Raw genomic sequence first — 15,593 nt, forward strand, 5'->3', positions numbered from 1 at the left:
AACGATATAAACAATATATAATTTAGATCAAAAGAATCTCAAAATGAGATAGATGGATGTGAGACTTACATGGAGCTGCGCCAACTGCGTTATTTTATGGAGGTTGCTGAACGGGAACACGTTTCAGAAGCCGCTGATTATCTGCATGTGGCCCAATCAGCAATCAGCAGACAAATTGCAAACCTTGAAGAAGAATTAAATGTTACTTTATTTGAGCGTGAAGGGAGAAATATCAAACTCACTCCGATTGGAAAAGAATTTTTAATTCATGTCAAAACAGCGATGAAAGCCATCGATTATGCAAAAGAACAAATTGATGAGTACCTTGACCCGCATCGCGGAACCGTAAAAATCGGCTTTCCTACAAGCCTCGCCAGTCAGCTACTGCCGACTGTCGTTTCGGCATTTAAAGAAGAATATCCGCACGTAGAGTTTTTGCTGCGCCAAGGCTCTTATAAGTTTCTGATTGAAGCTGTCAGAAACCGCGATATCGATTTAGCGTTATTAGGCCCGGTGCCGACGAATTTTCCAGACATAGCAGGAAATATTTTATTCACGGAAAAAATTTACGCGCTTGTACCTTTAAATCATCCGCTCGCCAAACAAAAAACGGTGCATTTAATCGATTTGCGCAACGATCAATTTGTGTTGTTTCCGGAAGGATTTGTGCTCAGAAAAATGGCGATTGACTCTTGCAAACAAGCCGGGTTTGCCCCACTTGTCTCTACAGAGGGTGAGGATTTGGACGCTATCAAAGGATTGGTGTCCGCAGGTATGGGTGTCACCCTTCTGCCGGAGAGCACTTTTGCTGAAACGACACCCCGATTTACTGTGAAAATTCCAATTGAGTTTCCTCAAGTGAAACGGACTGTCGGGATTATTAAGCCGAAAAACAGAGAGCTTGCACCTTCAGCGCAGGATTTTTATGAGTTTGTCATTCAGTTTTTCTCGAAATTGGAACAGTATCAATAAAAAAGAACCCGAGCTTCTCTGGAGAAGTTCGGGTTTTTTGTTCCCGTGTATTTCTTCTATTTAATATACAGGCAAAGATAAATCCACATGGCATACAAACGCTTCTGGATCAATCACAGCTTTGTTTTTCATGCCTTTATTTTTTTCGGGTGTCTCAAGCTGCGAGGAAGAATAATTGACGATCCCGAGGCCGATGTCTTCACCATGAGAATCAGTCAGGCGGACAACAGCGCCGCTTTTAAATTTTCCTTTAATCTCCCTTACACCATCTGGGTATATACACGATTGACCGTCAGCTATTTGGCCGGAACAGTCATCTGATAACACAATTTCACCTTCTGGTCCGGAATTAAAAGCGATCCACTGCTCTTTTTGATTCAACGGAAGCGTTCCCTCAGCTTCAAAATAGGTGCCTTCCGCCTCTCCATGAACAGCTTGATATAATATATCGGCAGCGTCTGCCTGGCCAAGAAATCCTTTAATGCCGGATGCCATCACAATTTTAAACGCATCCAGTTTGGACCGCATGCCTCCGGTGCCGACTTCACTGTCTGTATCGCCTGCACACGCTTCAATTTCCGGTGTAATCTCACTGACCCGCTGCACTCTTTTCGCTTTTGGATTATTTCGCGGATTGCCGTCATATAAACCGTCGATATCCGATAAAATCACGAGCAGATCTGCATCGATTAATCCAGCGACTTTGGCCGCGAGTGTATCATTATCGCCAAACTTAAGCCGATTGACGGTCACTGTGTCATTTTCGTTAATTATCGGGATAATACCGCGTTCGAGCAGTACATTCATTGTGTTCCGAACATTGTGATATCGGTATTCATCAGAAAAGTCGCTTCTTGTAATTAAAATTTGGGAAGCCACATAACCGTGCGCCAAAAACAGCTTTGAATAAGCCTCCATCAGCAACCCTTGACCGATTGAAGCAGACGCTTGTTTTTCAGGCAGATTATCTGGTCGCTGAAGAAACCCGAGCTTGCGATATCCTGCAGCTACTGCGCCGGAAGAAACCAGGATGACTTCATATCCGGCGTCTTTTAGTTTGGCGACCTGGTCCACTAAAGCTTCCAGTTTGCGAATGCTGATTTCCCCATGAAGACTTGTTAATGAACTGCTGCCGATCTTCACGACAACTCTTTTCATTTCTGTTTCAGACGTCACTTTATCACTCCTGTTTTATAGCGGTGCCGCTGTTTTTTCGATATCATCGCTGATTTCCTTTGAACGCTTAGCCGCATGTTTAATGGCTTGAGAAATGGCTTCTCCTCCGCCGCTCTTCTTCAAGGCCTGCAATCCGGCAGCAGTCGTTCCATTTGGCGAGGTGATATTATCTCTCAGCACCTCGGGCTGTTCTCCTGTCTCCATCAGCATTTTTGCAGCACCCAAGAGTGTCTGTGCACCGATGCTTCGTGATAAATGTTTATCAAGGCCTGCTTCCTCGCCTGTCTTTTCGATGAATTCCATTAAATAATAAAAATACGCAGGGCCGCTGCCGGCAATTCCCGTGAATATGTCCATTTGATTTTCCTGGATTGTATACACTTCACCCATGCAGCCGAGCAAAGCCGCCGTCAGTTTTTCTAAATCATCTGTCACATGCCTGCCAAGTGCGATGGCAGTTGCAGAAGCGCCGATCATACTTGATGTGTTAGGCATTACTCTGACAACCGGCTGTTGATTATGCAATGATTGTTCAATATAAGAGGTGGTTATGCCGGCTAGCACCGACAAAATTAATTGATGGGGTTGGATGCGTGTTTTTAATGATGACAGAGCGCTTTCGGCATCTTTTGGCTTCATCGCCAAAATGAGCACATCCATGTCTTCAATACATAAGTGATCCGGCGCCACGCCTTTGATTCCATATTGAAGTTCAAGCTCAGCTAATCGCTCTGTATTGCTGCGGTTTGTAACGCAGATGTTTTGTTTTGGGATTTTATTGGCACGAACGATACCTGATATCATTCCTTCCGCCATAGATCCGGCTCCGATAAAAGCTACTTTTTTTTGATCAAAGATCGGTAACATCTCCTTTGTTCGCTTTTTTGTTCGTATTTTCACACGTTTAAAATGTTACCACGTGAGGAAATGATGTCAAGTTTGAAGGTCACTATTGATTTGTATTGTTTCATTTCGACAAATATGTATAATGAAAAACAGAAAACACCCGATACTCGTGACTATGCCGGGTGTTTTCTATGTTAAAAATTATCTGACAGTGCTTTTTCAATCAGTTTCTTGCAGCGATCCAGCTCTACTTTCAGCTGTTTTTTATACAGCTTGGCTGCCTCGTAATCTTTAAATTGATAGAGGACCACTTCTTGGAGCTTAGCCCCTTCTTTCTTTACTTTGATTTGTTTTAATATCCCATCATCAAGAAGCTCATGCAAAGACCGGTAAACCTCTGTATGGTTTGGTTTAAAACCAATCTCTTTAAATTCTGATCGAAGCACTTCCAGAAGCTTTAACCCGTAAAGTCTTTTCTGCTCAGTCATGGTAATCATATAAAGCTTCAAAAACGCGCGCTGCTTGACTAAAAATCCAGTGGAACTTCTTTTTTCTTCTTTCATCGGTCTGCACCCCTTCTCTGTAAACTGAGAACACCATGTACTAAATATTCAATTTTTTCCTGTTGTTCTCCTTCTTCTATTCATAACATGATAATCAAGTTATTTTGTGTTTGGTGTTTGTATGGCTGGTGGGAATAGAAAAAGATAAAATGAACATTTGGTACATAGTTTGTTTGGTTCATTATAACTTGTTTTCACTATGATCTTCAATTTAAAACTATTGTCCGGTTTACATTTTCTTCAATATATGTCCATTGAATTGAAAACAGCCTTTGATAACGTATCGATAAAGGAGATGATAAAATGACAAAGCAAACAGCGCGCCCTGCCAAAGAAGAACGTTACGCCAACTTGATTCCCATGAAAGAATTGCAATTCGAAAAGGATCGTCTTTTCCCCTTCCCGATTTATGAAAAGCTTCGGGAATCGTCTCCTGTTCGCTATGACAAACAGCGTGATTGCTGGGATGTTTTTAAGTATGATGACGTTCAATTCGTCCTGAAAAATCCCAAACTTTTTTCATCCAAACGCGGCATACAGGCAGAAAGCATTTTAACAATGGACCCTCCGAAACATACCAAATTACGTGCACTCGTCAACAAATCGTTTACTCCAAAGGCAGTGAAACAAATCGAAACCCGCATAAAAGACGTTACAGCATTCCTCTTACAGGAGGCGCGGCAAAAAGACACAATCGATATGATAGATGATATAGCAGGCCCCCTTCCTGTTATTATCATTGCTGAAATGCTTGGAGCACCGATTGAAGACCGGCACATCATCAAAACATACTCCGACGTCGTTGCCGGAGCGAAGGACAGTTCAGACAAATCTGTCGCTGACATGGTTCAAAAACGCCGGGACGGCCACGCTTTCTTAAGTAACTATTTTAGAGACATTCTATTAAAACGACGAGCCCAGCCAAAAGAAGATTTGATTACGATGCTTTTGCAGTCAGAAGTCGATGGAGAATATCTAACAGAAGAGCAGCTGCTCGGTTTTTGCATTCTACTTCTTGTCGCGGGAAACGAAACGACTACTAATTTGATCGCGAATGCTGTTCGCTATATCACGGAAGACACAGCCATGCAACAACAGATAAGACAGAATACAGACTATGTGCCTAATATAATAGAAGAAACACTCCGCTATTATCCGCCTGTTCAAGCCATCGGACGAGTTGCAGCAGAAGATATAGCGCTTGGCAGAGCATTTATAAAGAAAGGATCTTCCGTTATCAGCTGGGTCGCGTCAGCCAATCGGGATGAAGCTAAATTTTCTGAACCTGATCGTTTTATCATTAACCGCCCCTCCTACCCCCATCTCAGCTTTGGGTTCGGAATTCACTTTTGCCTCGGCGCACCATTGGCCAGGCTCGAAGCAAAAATCGCTCTTTCCTCCCTCTTGTCTATGTCAGCTTATATTAAAAAAGCTGATGATGAACAGAAACTCGAAGCGGTACCAAGTCCTTTCGTGTTTGGTGTTAAACATTTACCTGTGCGGATTGAATTCAAATAAAAAAAGCCTGTCGCTAGACAGGCTTTCGTTTTACGGATTTGTTGACCACAATCCTGCAGATTTAATGAAAATACGCGGATCTAATTTCAATTGAGCTACCATATATTCAGCAAGATCCTCAGGCTGCATAACCTTTTCAGGATTGCCGTCTGTCAGGTTCAGTTCAATCGACATATCACTTGCGACAGTGCTCGGCGTTAACGCGCTGACTCTGATATTATGCTTTCTCACTTCTTGCATGAGAGATTCTGTTAACCCAAGAACGGCAAATTTGGATGCGCTGTAAGCGCTTGTGACAGCTGCTCCTCTTTGGCCGGCTGTAGAAGAAATATTAATAATGTCACCAGCTTTGCGTTCAATCATTTCAGGAAGCACCGCACGAGTAACATGGTATACACCCATTAGGTTCACTTGAATGATATTTTCCCACTCATCAGCGGATAGATCTAAGAATCCGCCAAATTTGCTGATTCCCGCATTGTTAACGAGAATATCAATCTCGCCTAGCTCCTCTTTAATAGAAGCCACAGCTTGATCAACATGCGCCGCATCCTTTACATCCGCAGCGGCAAACGCAGCTTTCACACCAAGTGCTTTTACTTCTTCTGCGACTTTCTCAACATTGGCGGCAGTTCGTCCGATTAAACCGATATTTACGCCTTCTTTCGCAAGCGCAAGAGCTGTCGCGCGTCCAATCCCTCTGCCTCCGCCTGTGATAAGAGCAGTTTTATTTTGTAAACTTTGCAATTGAAGCACCCTTTCTTTGTTTACATATGTACGATAACACATTATAAGCACAAGAAAACCAATACGCAAATCATATGAACTGACCAGATAACATTTCACATGATTATAATAGGCGAAATAGGGTATGACATTAGAAAAGGGGTGAACATATGGTTATCGTTTATATCAGTATCGCAGTAATAGCCATTTCAATCATTTACTTAGGGATAAATGTGATTCAAAACAAGAAGAAAATAGATCCCGCCATGAAGGAACTCACTGCAGTTACGCAATCCATGCAAAAACAAGTTGAAATGGTAAAAACGGAAGCACAGCAGCTGTCTGAAAAACAAAAAATGATTCAGTACGATGTTGAAATGAAAAAAACCGCGTTGCAGCAGACTGCTGCTGAAGTGAAAGAAGCCCCTCAAGCAGTTAAAGAGGTGTGGCACGCAGGACATTTGAATAGAGGTTAAATATGAATGATATCCCGTTGTAACGTTTAAAATGGACAATGGGATATCATTTTTAGGGAGGTTCACCCATGATTGGAAACCGCAGCGGTTTAGCAGCATTTGCAGAGAAATTAAATACTCTTCCGGTATCAAGACCGCTTTCGAAAACGGATTTGCTCACTTCCCCATTTCGCATACACCAAGAAAACGCGCTTGAAATGTACTATTCACCTCATAATGAATATATCAATCAAGATGCTTCAGTTGTGATGTCAGGCATAACGCCGGGTTTTTCACAGATGAAAACAGCTTATGAAACAGCCGCAGAAAGCTTGCGCAAAGGCCGATCTCTAGAACAGATAGCTTTAGACACCAAAAAAGCGGCAGGACTTTCTGGAACTATGAGAGATAACCTGATTACGATGCTGGATCAATGCGGGCTGCCGCAGGTTTTAGGCATTCAAAGCGCCGCACAGCTTTTCGGCGACTTGCGCCATATGCTTCACACCACTTCTGTTATCAAATACCCTGTTTTCATTCAACAGAAAAACTATACAGGACATCGTCCGGCTATCCCCCGCTCATCTATGCTAAGCACTTATGCATATAAGCATTTTCCCGCTGAACTTGAAAAGCTATCGAGCCCTGCTCTTCTTATCCCGCTAGGCAAAGCAGCCGAAACAGTCTGTGAAACACTGATCAGGGAAAACAGCAAATGGCGGCTGACCTGCCTACACGGCTTCCCTCACCCATCGGGGGCGAACGGCCATCGAACGAAACAATTTAATAAAAACAAAGAGGAATTAGAAAAACAAATCCGCTCCTTTGCTTCATCAAATTCGATTTCGTTATAGAAAAGAGGAAATAAAAGGGATATGATAAACCTACATACACCATAAGGGAGGGATTCGGTGTTTCCTGAATTAGAAACCGTCAGGCTTATTCTAAGAGAGTTGACAGAGAAAGATGCGGAAGCCATTTTTACTTGTTTTTCAAACCATGGCGTCACACTCTACTACGGACTTGATCCCTTTGAAAGTATAGATCAAGCAAAAACAATGATTCATCAGTTTGCCGACAATTATCAAGAAAAGCGGGGAATACGGTGGGGAATTGAAAAGAAAAGACACCAAAGAACTCATCGGTACGATTGGCTTTCATGCTTTGGCCCTCAAGCATAAACGTGCAGAAATCGGTTATGAAATCAGCCCGGCGAATTGGCGAAACGGCTATGCGTCAGAAGCCATTTTAGAAATTGTGTCTTTCGGCTTTGATATCCTTGAACTAACGAGAATCGGTGCAGTTGTTTTTATGGAAAATGAAGCGTCAAATCGTTTGCTGTTAAAAATGGGATTTGAAAAAGAAGGCGTATTAAGACAATATATGTACCAAAGCGGTTTCCCTTATGATACAAATGTTTATTCTATGATAAATTCATGAAAATCAGAGAATGAGCAGAGATTCTAGCTGCTCTTCTCTAAGTCTCTCGTCTGTTTTCACTCCGCAGGATTGCCTCTCAAAATATCATAGCTAAAATACTCACAGTAGCGGCAATCAAAAAGACCGCATTCTATCGCAGCATTGGCGAAGACGGAGCCTTGTCATATAAAATGTCCGGTTCTGTATTCGTGCCAGCAATGCCACTTCATTCTTAAAAACTCCCTAATAAATAACTCATTATAACGAAACAATAAAAAAGATGCATAGCGTTCTATGCATCTAGTGACATCCATTAATAAATCCCTTTCTTCATCCTGCTTCTTGTCATAAAGCCACCAAAGAAATAAAATAATGCCGACCAAATAAAGATATAAAAAAGCTGAAATTTGAATTCCCGCATTGTCTGCCCTATTTCTATCCCATGGATAAAGGTCATGAATGCTTTTTGCGGCAGAATCGCACATAGTGCATCTAAGACGGGAAGATTAGTCGTAAAAGAAATAAAACAGCCTGACAATACAGACGTAACCACACTGATTCCGCTCGTCACCAAGCTTAAGTTTCGATCCATAACTGAGGACATAAAAATAGCGAATGACGCTGCAAGCACTGCGAGAACAGCCAGCAGTTCAGCAAAAATGTCCAAGCGAAAGCCAATATTCACATGAAATAATATTGTTGTCATCACAATGGCCAGATAGGTTGGTATGTATAGACATAAAAATGTAAAGATAAACTGAACACACAGGTATTTGTTCTCGTTTACGGGTGACACTAAAATCCGCCTGAAGGTTTTAAGCATGCGGTCTTCAGGATACAAGGCAGTGAGCGCGGCACCTTGCATAAAAACAAGCATCACGATAAAACCTAAGATATTTGTGCCTGTCCCTCTTTCAGTCCTTATTTTATCCTCTCCTTTATAGCTGTTCGGCATTTTCCCAGTCTCAAAAAGCTCCCGAATCATTTTTTTATCCGCTTCACTCTTCAAAGTGGTTACCTTGTAGTCTTGATGATTTTTTTCTACGACTGCTGCATATTTTCCTAACATAAGATCAGAAAACCTCGGCTTTTGATGGACCATAACCACTCGAAAGGCAGGATCTTTGGGGAGATTTTTCATTTCATCCTGCTCCGTGACAAATGCAATGGTTTCTTTTAAGACCGGTTTACCGGAAAAAAGAATCGCTGCTCCAACCATCAGCGGAATGATAATCACTGCAATGATGATAACGGCTTTCTTCGCCAGTATTCGTTCCCACCTATTTCGGAATAGATTCAGCATACATATCCCTCCGGCTTAAAAACAACATGGGAAACGGCAATACAAACGACTGAAGCCAAGAGAAGAATGGATACCACAGGCAGCAAAATGCTGAAATCATGATCATAAATGAGGCGAAATGAGCATTCCGCTACCCATTTAACCGGAGAAAATACGGAAATTTCATTTACGGTATCTCCAAATCTATGAATTCCGAAAAAAACGCCTCCAAAGAAAACAAAAAAAGCAACTGGAATTTGCATGATACTATTCGCCTGTTCTTCATTTTTAAAAATGCAGCAAAACATGGTGCCGAAACAGCAGCCAAAGAACAAAAAGACATGCAGTAAAAGCAAGATATACGGAAGGTCTTCTCCGCCAAAGTTCAATTTAAAAATCGTTTGGGCCGTCCATACATTCATGCTGTACAATATCACACTGAATATGTAAGTTGATAGTAATTTTGAAAGATAAATACTTGTTTTCGAAACGGGTGCGTATACAAGGCGGATGTTTCCTCTCTTCACCTTTTCTTCCATAAATGTGTTGGACGCGGTCATTGCGATCAGAGCCGCTGAGAAAATGATCATATTCACCCCGTAATAATCGTATGAACTGATACCATCTGCCCCAAAGCTGTTTTTTGTGACAAAACCCATGATCACAATAAGAATGAAAGGAAAAATCGTATTAGCTAAAACGAGAACCGGATTCCTTAAAATATTCATAAAATCAAATGTCATTACTTTTACCAAACTCATGTTGCCTCTCCTAATCTCTTAAATTTCTTCCCGTCAGCTCCAAAAATACCGTTTCTAATGATGCCTCTTGACTGCTCATATGCAGAATGCTGCATCCTTGAACACTTAATTCTGCTATGATTTCACCTAGGAGATCTCGGCTCTTTCGGACTGTAACTTTCAATTCACCCTCTATGGAGTGTACTTTTATAACCCCATCTATATCCATCAGAATGTTTTTGTTTAATTTATCTGCATTCGCCAGCTGAAAAGAGTAAGTCATTTCTTTATTTACTTTTTTGTACAATTCATCTTTCGTCCCGTTAGCAATGATTTTTCCCTCATTCATAATCATAATCCGATCACTAATAGCCTCCGCTTCTTCCATATAATGAGTTGAGTAAATAATGCTCGCTCCTTTTTCTTTAAGCAATTTAATAGACTCCAATATGTGATTTCTGGATTGGGGGTCTATCCCAACAGTCGGCTCATCCATAATAATCAGTTTCGGCTGATGGGCAATAGCACAGGCAATGTTTAGTCTTCTTTTCATCCCGCCTGAAAAAGTCTTAGGCTTATCATCTTTACGATCATATAGCTGTACAAGCTCCAAGGCCTCCTTAACCCGGGCTTTCAGCTCTTTTCCTTTAAGAGAATATAGACTGGCAAAAAAGCGAACATTTTGCTCAGCAGATATATCCTCATAGATGGCAATATCTTGAGGGACGATTCCGATGCCCTTTTTCATTTTCTTTGCGCTGTTTTTTACATTATGGCCCAATATCGTAACATTTCCGGAAGTGGCCGACAGTACTCCGGATAAAATATGAATCGTTGTGCTTTTTCCTGCTCCGTTTGGACCAAGAAGCCCAAGGATTTCACTCTCCTTTACTTCAAATGAAATGCCGTCTACTGCAGTTTTGTTCGTGTACTGCTTTTTCAAATTTTCTATTAATGCCACGCTGTTCATACGTATCTCCTTTTTACATTCTCCGTTTTGCGAACTCCTGAAGTATTTTTATTTTCAGATCATCACGTTCTTGTTCAATTTCAAAGTCACGAGCATCTTCTTCGAAACCATCCTGCTCTTCTCCGTCAAAACTGTATAGCTTTTTCAATAAATTCCACAGTGTCTCTAATTCTTCCGTCGAAAACCCCTGAAAAATATCTGCCATAAAGTACACAGCTTTTTCACCGCACTCCTCTAAAACGCGTTTTCCAGAATCGGTAATTTTCACATTAACCGCACGCTTGTCACGTTTACTTGGCACAGTAACGGCATATCCTCTTTTTTCAATACTGCTGACAAGCCTGTTTACGTTCTGTTTCGACGTACCTAATTTTTTGGCAATGTTGTTGAAAGTGGTTTCTTCTTCCGGTAAATGCAGTATGGAGACCATCGTCATAAATTGCCTAGTCGTTAAGCTCTCATAGTACTCATCACCTCGTGATTGAATTTTGTTTAAAACAGAAAAAAGTGTAGCGTAAGACTGCTGCATTAAAAATAAATCTTTTAGTTCTTTAGAAAAGTTCATTATAATCCTCCCACAAAAGACAATTTGTTGTCTATATCATCATAGCACTTCGTTTTGGTTTGTCAACATATTGTCTATTTTATTTCAAAAAACTTACGTCCTCGTTTGCAAAACATACAACAATTCCATATTGATCAATATGAAAAAAGGTATATCATGGTTCAGCAACGTATAGTTGTTGAAGAAAAAGCATTGAAATCAGCCTTTTTTGAAGATCTAATTGAAGAGAAATACGGAGACCCTTAAATCGTACTACAATGGTTGAGCCGTGCCCTGCAAAGATACACTTAAAAAAAGGCATACAATCATGAGAGTTAAAAAGCGCTTTAATGCAGAAGCGATCGCCCAAACTATTTTATTGGCGGACTCCTAATGATGAAGTCCCGTCCAGACCAATCATTTGCGCGGCACTCTGTAACTGAAACCATTGCTGAAAAAAATCATAAAAAGCGCCCTGTTTCAGGGCGCTTTTCATCAGGATGCATATTGAGGGGAAGTCTCTTTCTGTACTTCTTTTTCTTCAGGTAGCTTAATACATTTCGTCATGACTGCACTCGCAAGATAAAGCACCGCAAAAATCCAGACAACGCCTTGTGCACCGACGAGTCCGATGAACATCCAAGCTAAAGCAGGTCCGACAAATGCCGATAAGCCGGCTGCGAGGTTCAAAACGGACATGGCGGCTCCTTTGTCTTTTCCGGCAACTGTCGGCACGATCGCACCAATCGGCACGTAGCCTGCCAGCAAACCGCCCCAGATAAAGCCGATGATGCTCACAACAGCTATATTCCCGCCTGAAAAAACAGGCGCATAGTATAATAAAACGGTGAAAATGCCGCAGCCGACACCTCCAAACCAAATGACGGTGTTTTTCCATCCGAATTTATCACCGACAATTCCAAAAATGAGGTTAAATACAATGTTGCCCAGAAAAATCGTTCCCCAAATCTGCAGCCACACATTAGTTGAAATGCCGTGCTGAGCCATGTGCATCGGCAAAAACACAGGGAAACCATATGTGCCGATGCTGTTGATGATTCTAATCATTCCTCCTGTCAGCACCCGCGGATTGGTAACAAGAATGGTAACCCCTTTTAAAAGCTCCTCCGCCGTTTCTGATCTTTTTCTTTTCTTTTTTTCAAACCGGTCTTTATTAATAAACAACGCGAAGACTGCACCGAGGCATACCCAGAAAATAGAACTCCACAGCGTATTTAAATAACCAAACGTTTTAATTGCATAACTTGAATACCAAGCACCGAAAACAAACATGCCCAGACAATACGCAATCCAAAACCAGCCGACAGCTGTGCTGAGCCTGTTCTGCGGTGTTCTGTAGATGACCCATGTCAAGAAGGAATAAGCAAAAAGCGGGTATCCTAAGCCTTTAATAAAGTAAGTCACATACATGACAGGCAGATTTAGCTGTTCAAATCCGAAGACGATAAAAGCCGCTGTACCGATCACATAAAACAACAACCCCATAAACATCGTCCGCTTTGCGCCAAATGCTTCCAGACACACACCCGAAAACCATGAAGCGATGGCCAGTGAAATGCCGTATATACTAAAAATCGAAGCGGATTGCTGAACGGTGAGCCCATTTTCAATCAAAAAAGGACTGAGCCATCCTTGTTCAAGACCGTCTCCCATCATAAACAGCACAACCCCTAAAAACCCCCATGCCAGCCGCTTTGGTATACCAATTTTATCTAACATATCTGTATCCTCCTTAGATGCTTATCTCAATTACCGCATTAAAGTAAGAAAATGTATAATTCCTCAATTAGCAGCAAATTCCGCCTTATACTAATACCTTGTTTCCCGATGACGGCTCTAACCCTGAAAAGAAGCGTTGGACCTGCTTCCACTCCTCGTATAAAGTCATTTCTATCCGGCAATCCTGCGGTTCTATCACCCGAACACTTCCAGACATTTCTTCGGTCAATCTATAGGCCTCATTGCAAACCACCGCAGCACCAACGACTGATGCCTGACTGTACCCTTCTTTGACATAAATTTTTTTCTGAAGAAGATTGGCGATATATTGTGTAAATGCTCTGCTTTGGAATCCGCCTCCGCATCCCCACACATAGTCACGATCAAACGGAGTGATCTCTGTTAAAATGTCAAAGTTCCATTTGATTGAACATGCAATCTCCTGTAAGGCCGCGCGTACAAAATGCGCTCTGCTTAAATTGGCTGAAAGCGGTACATCAAAGAGAAAGCCGCCTTTCGTCAGGGCGTTTTTTTCTGCCGATAAATACGAACCGAGGGAAGATACACATGCATGATCTTCCTTAGCAAGAGCAGCAATCTCTTCTTCCATCACGTCGTACGGTTCATTCGGATAGAAAATATCCTTTAATTTTTGAAAATTCAGACCTGTTACCCCGGGATTTGTCTCCGCAAGCCACTGTCCTTGATCTGTGTGGCAGTTCAGCCAGGCTTTATTTTGTCTGTCCTCATGAATTTCATCAATAATTTTGGTAATCGGTGTTGTCGTACCTGATACAATGACTGCGTCTCCCAAAGCAGCACCAGTGCTTTTGACAGCAAGCTGTGTATCTCCCCCACCCGCTATAACCTTCGCATGATGTGATAGTCCCAATTCTGCCGCATACTCATCTGTTATCGATCCAATGACTGTTCCCGCTTTTACTAGAGGCGGAAGAATAGATGGCGAGAAACCGAATATATTGCACATCTCTTCTGACCATGTATTTTGTTTTACATCAAACAGCAGCGTTTCCGTCGCCTGTGACGGTTCATATGTCAATACTCCGCTCAACTGATACGTCACCCAATCACTGATGCTTGTGAAGCTTGCAGTTTTTTCCCATAAGGAGGGCTGGCGGTGCTTTAAACCATAAAGCTTGAGCGCTGAAAAAAGCGCAGTCGGCAGACGGCCTGTTCGGCTGTATACTTCTTCCCGATTCGGTATGTTTTCCTCCCACTCCCTGCCCCGATTGTCAATGTTGGGCAGACCGAGGAAAGACTCACCATTTTGATCAAATAGCACGATCCCCTGTCTTTGACTTGTTGAAGTGAGACCAATAATTTCAATATGATGAGAACGAGAAATCGCACGTTTAGCCAGATTCATGATTTGATTCCACAGCGCCTGTGGAGAAAAATAGCGGCTGTCCGGGTAAAGCGGCTCGGTCGTATATACAATGTCCTCCCGTTCAACCGTTTGAACGCTTCCCGACACACTTACGACCGCAACTCTTGCATTGCCAGTGCCAATGTCAAATACGAGATAACCTTTTTGTTTTGTCATCCTGATGCCCTCCTTTTTACACCTCTGCTTTAAGATCGTTTTTGTTATATAAAGTCGGAATATTGAGAGTTTTTTCATCTTTCCACTTTTTAAGCGCTTCGTTCAGAATGGTAACGTGATGATCCTCTACTTCAAATGTTGCTCCTGCTAAATGCGGTGTTGCCAGAACATTAGGCAATGTAATAAATTCATAATCCGATTGCTCTGGCGGCTCATGATAAAAAACGTCTAATATCGCACCTCTGATTTTACTTTCTTTCAGTACAGATAAAAGATCCTCTCGGTTTACCACGACAGCTCTTGATGTATTCACGAAAATGGCGCTCTCTTTCATCAAGTCAAAATACGGCCGATCAATGAGGCCAAGCGTATCATCTGTACGCGGCAGATGAACAGAAACGATATCACTATCTGAAAATACCTTCTCCAGAGATACTTTTTCATATTGCGGATAATCGTGCTGTACGTATGGATCGTAATACAAAACCTTGCAGTCAAACGCAGTCAGCAGTTTTGCAATTCTTTGCCCAACCGCTCCGAATCCGACCATACCCACGGTTTTTCCTGTTATTTCATTACCTTTGAATTTGGCATATGCCTGCAAATAATCGCTGTTCCATTTTCCATCCTTTAGCCATTGATTAGAGGTATTCGTATGCCGGAGAAATGAAATCACATTTCCAATAAACATTTCAGCAACAGCTTGTGCGTTGCGCCCAGGTGTATAGAAAACCGGAATGTCTCTGTTTGACGCTGCTGCCACATCAACATTGGAAGGCATTCCCCTGCATACTCCCACAAATGAAAGTTCCGGCATTGATGCAAACACGTTTTCTGTCACCTGATCAAGCTCAGTAATCAAACCCGTCGCATTTGATCCTTTTAATAGCTGAATCAATTCATCTTCCCTGTATGCCCGGCCGTTTTCTTTCCAAGACTGATAAACAACGGAACCGAACAATTCTTCAAGCTCTTTTCGTCCTTCTTCGTTGTACGGTGCTGTAATCAAAACCGTCATGATGCAAAACATCCTTTTCATCGTTATTATTCACACAAAAAAATCTCTCTCCAAAGATGG

The 15,593-nt window shown here is 42.0% G+C and carries 14 protein-coding genes and 2 pseudogenes; 5 read left to right on the forward strand and 11 right to left on the reverse strand.

The annotated features are described in order from the left end of the window. Positions 1 to 69: 69 nt before the first annotated feature. A complete protein-coding gene (gene gltC, locus NSS75_RS10870) occupies positions 70 to 972 on the forward strand; it encodes a glutamate biosynthesis transcriptional regulator GltC (protein ID WP_024121635.1) in 903 nt (300 codons plus the stop codon). A gap of 60 nt (positions 973 to 1,032) precedes the next feature. Here gltC and proB read toward each other — a convergent pair whose 3' ends face one another. The 3 genes from proB to rtp form a co-directional block, all read right to left on the reverse strand. Further along, positions 1,033 to 2,148, reverse strand: coding sequence for a glutamate 5-kinase (gene proB / locus NSS75_RS10875; protein ID WP_326323879.1), 1,116 nt, complete (start codon positions 2,146 to 2,148; stop codon positions 1,033 to 1,035). Positions 2,149 to 2,163: 15 nt separating this feature from the next. Then, positions 2,164 to 3,042: a pyrroline-5-carboxylate reductase gene (gene proC, locus NSS75_RS10880; protein ID WP_101863279.1), complete on the reverse strand. Its 879-nt coding sequence runs from the start codon at positions 3,040 to 3,042 to the stop codon at positions 2,164 to 2,166. Positions 3,043 to 3,188: 146 nt separating this feature from the next. After that, positions 3,189 to 3,557, reverse strand: a complete 369-nt coding sequence (gene rtp / locus NSS75_RS10885) for a replication termination protein (RefSeq protein ID WP_010334473.1) — start codon at positions 3,555 to 3,557, stop codon at positions 3,189 to 3,191. A 303-nt stretch (positions 3,558 to 3,860) separates the two neighbouring features. Here rtp and NSS75_RS10890 point away from each other — a divergent pair, with 303 nt between their 5' ends. Further along, on the forward strand, positions 3,861 to 5,075 hold the full coding sequence (locus NSS75_RS10890; RefSeq protein WP_339233067.1) for a cytochrome P450: 1,215 nt from the start codon (positions 3,861 to 3,863) through the stop codon (positions 5,073 to 5,075). Between the two features lie 30 nt (positions 5,076 to 5,105). Here NSS75_RS10890 and NSS75_RS10895 read toward each other — a convergent pair whose 3' ends face one another. Beyond that, positions 5,106 to 5,822 (reverse strand): 3-ketoacyl-ACP reductase, encoded by a 717-nt coding sequence (locus NSS75_RS10895; protein ID WP_185847897.1) that lies wholly within the window; start codon positions 5,820 to 5,822, stop codon positions 5,106 to 5,108. Positions 5,823 to 5,971: 149 nt separating this feature from the next. Between NSS75_RS10895 and NSS75_RS10900 the strand changes: the two genes are divergently transcribed. From NSS75_RS10900 to NSS75_RS10910, 3 genes and pseudogenes are all read left to right on the forward strand, one after another. Continuing rightward, positions 5,972 to 6,277 (forward strand): DUF948 domain-containing protein, encoded by a 306-nt coding sequence (locus NSS75_RS10900; RefSeq protein ID WP_185847896.1) that lies wholly within the window; start codon positions 5,972 to 5,974, stop codon positions 6,275 to 6,277. 68 nt (positions 6,278 to 6,345) lie between these two features. After that, positions 6,346 to 7,124: pseudogene (locus NSS75_RS10905) on the forward strand (hypothetical protein). 43 nt (positions 7,125 to 7,167) lie between these two features. Then, positions 7,168 to 7,696, forward strand: a pseudogene (locus tag NSS75_RS10910) (GNAT family protein). 292 nt (positions 7,697 to 7,988) lie between these two features. On the opposite strand, the gene NSS75_RS10915 reads toward NSS75_RS10910, so the two are convergent. The 7 genes from NSS75_RS10915 to NSS75_RS10945 form a co-directional block, all read right to left on the reverse strand. Then, on the reverse strand, positions 7,989 to 8,978 hold the full coding sequence (locus NSS75_RS10915; RefSeq protein ID WP_185847894.1) for an ABC transporter permease: 990 nt from the start codon (positions 8,976 to 8,978) through the stop codon (positions 7,989 to 7,991). Then, the gene (locus tag NSS75_RS10920) at positions 8,972 to 9,718 is read right to left on the reverse strand and encodes an ABC transporter permease (RefSeq protein WP_185847893.1); all 747 of its coding nucleotides are present in this window, start codon (positions 9,716 to 9,718) and stop codon (positions 8,972 to 8,974) included. Before NSS75_RS10920 ends, NSS75_RS10915 begins: the two co-directional genes overlap by 7 nt. Positions 9,719 to 9,728: 10 nt before the next feature. After that, positions 9,729 to 10,667: an ABC transporter ATP-binding protein gene (locus NSS75_RS10925; protein WP_185847892.1), complete on the reverse strand. Its 939-nt coding sequence runs from the start codon at positions 10,665 to 10,667 to the stop codon at positions 9,729 to 9,731. A gap of 13 nt (positions 10,668 to 10,680) precedes the next feature. Continuing rightward, complete coding sequence (locus NSS75_RS10930) at positions 10,681 to 11,232, reverse strand: MarR family transcriptional regulator (RefSeq protein WP_024121646.1); 552 nt, start codon at positions 11,230 to 11,232, stop codon at positions 10,681 to 10,683. Positions 11,233 to 11,706: 474 nt separating this feature from the next. Continuing rightward, complete coding sequence (locus tag NSS75_RS10935) at positions 11,707 to 12,951, reverse strand: MFS transporter (RefSeq protein WP_185847891.1); 1,245 nt, start codon at positions 12,949 to 12,951, stop codon at positions 11,707 to 11,709. Between the two features lie 85 nt (positions 12,952 to 13,036). Further along, positions 13,037 to 14,515 carry an FGGY family carbohydrate kinase gene (locus NSS75_RS10940; RefSeq protein WP_339233075.1) on the reverse strand — a complete coding sequence of 493 codons (1,479 nt, stop codon included), beginning with the start codon at positions 14,513 to 14,515 and terminating at the stop codon, positions 13,037 to 13,039. 16 nt (positions 14,516 to 14,531) lie between these two features. Continuing rightward, positions 14,532 to 15,554, reverse strand: coding sequence for a 2-hydroxyacid dehydrogenase (locus tag NSS75_RS10945; protein ID WP_185847889.1), 1,023 nt, complete (start codon positions 15,552 to 15,554; stop codon positions 14,532 to 14,534). Positions 15,555 to 15,593 lie beyond the last annotated feature (39 nt).

It is taken from the genome of Bacillus sp. FSL K6-1012, from assembly GCF_037964915.1.
In the GTDB taxonomy this organism is placed as follows: Bacteria; Bacillota; Bacilli; order Bacillales; family Bacillaceae; genus Bacillus; species Bacillus halotolerans.

Coding starts and splice junctions, on each gene's coding strand:
- gltC (WP_024121635.1), top strand. CDS start 70: ATGGAGCTGCGCCAACTGCGTTATTTTATGGAGGTTGCTGAACGGGAA.
- NSS75_RS10945 (WP_185847889.1), bottom strand. CDS start 15,554: ATGAAAAGGATGTTTTGCATCATGACGGTTTTGATTACAGCACCGTAC.
- NSS75_RS10915 (WP_185847894.1), bottom strand. CDS start 8,978: ATGCTGAATCTATTCCGAAATAGGTGGGAACGAATACTGGCGAAGAAA.
- NSS75_RS10890 (WP_339233067.1), top strand. CDS start 3,861: ATGACAAAGCAAACAGCGCGCCCTGCCAAAGAAGAACGTTACGCCAAC.
- NSS75_RS10940 (WP_339233075.1), bottom strand. CDS start 14,515: ATGACAAAACAAAAAGGTTATCTCGTATTTGACATTGGCACTGGCAAT.
- NSS75_RS10925 (WP_185847892.1), bottom strand. CDS start 10,667: ATGAACAGCGTGGCATTAATAGAAAATTTGAAAAAGCAGTACACGAAC.
- NSS75_RS10920 (WP_185847893.1), bottom strand. CDS start 9,718: ATGAGTTTGGTAAAAGTAATGACATTTGATTTTATGAATATTTTAAGG.
- NSS75_RS10930 (WP_024121646.1), bottom strand. CDS start 11,232: ATGAACTTTTCTAAAGAACTAAAAGATTTATTTTTAATGCAGCAGTCT.
- NSS75_RS10935 (WP_185847891.1), bottom strand. CDS start 12,951: ATGTTAGATAAAATTGGTATACCAAAGCGGCTGGCATGGGGGTTTTTA.
- NSS75_RS10900 (WP_185847896.1), top strand. CDS start 5,972: ATGGTTATCGTTTATATCAGTATCGCAGTAATAGCCATTTCAATCATT.
- rtp (WP_010334473.1), bottom strand. CDS start 3,557: ATGAAAGAAGAAAAAAGAAGTTCCACTGGATTTTTAGTCAAGCAGCGC.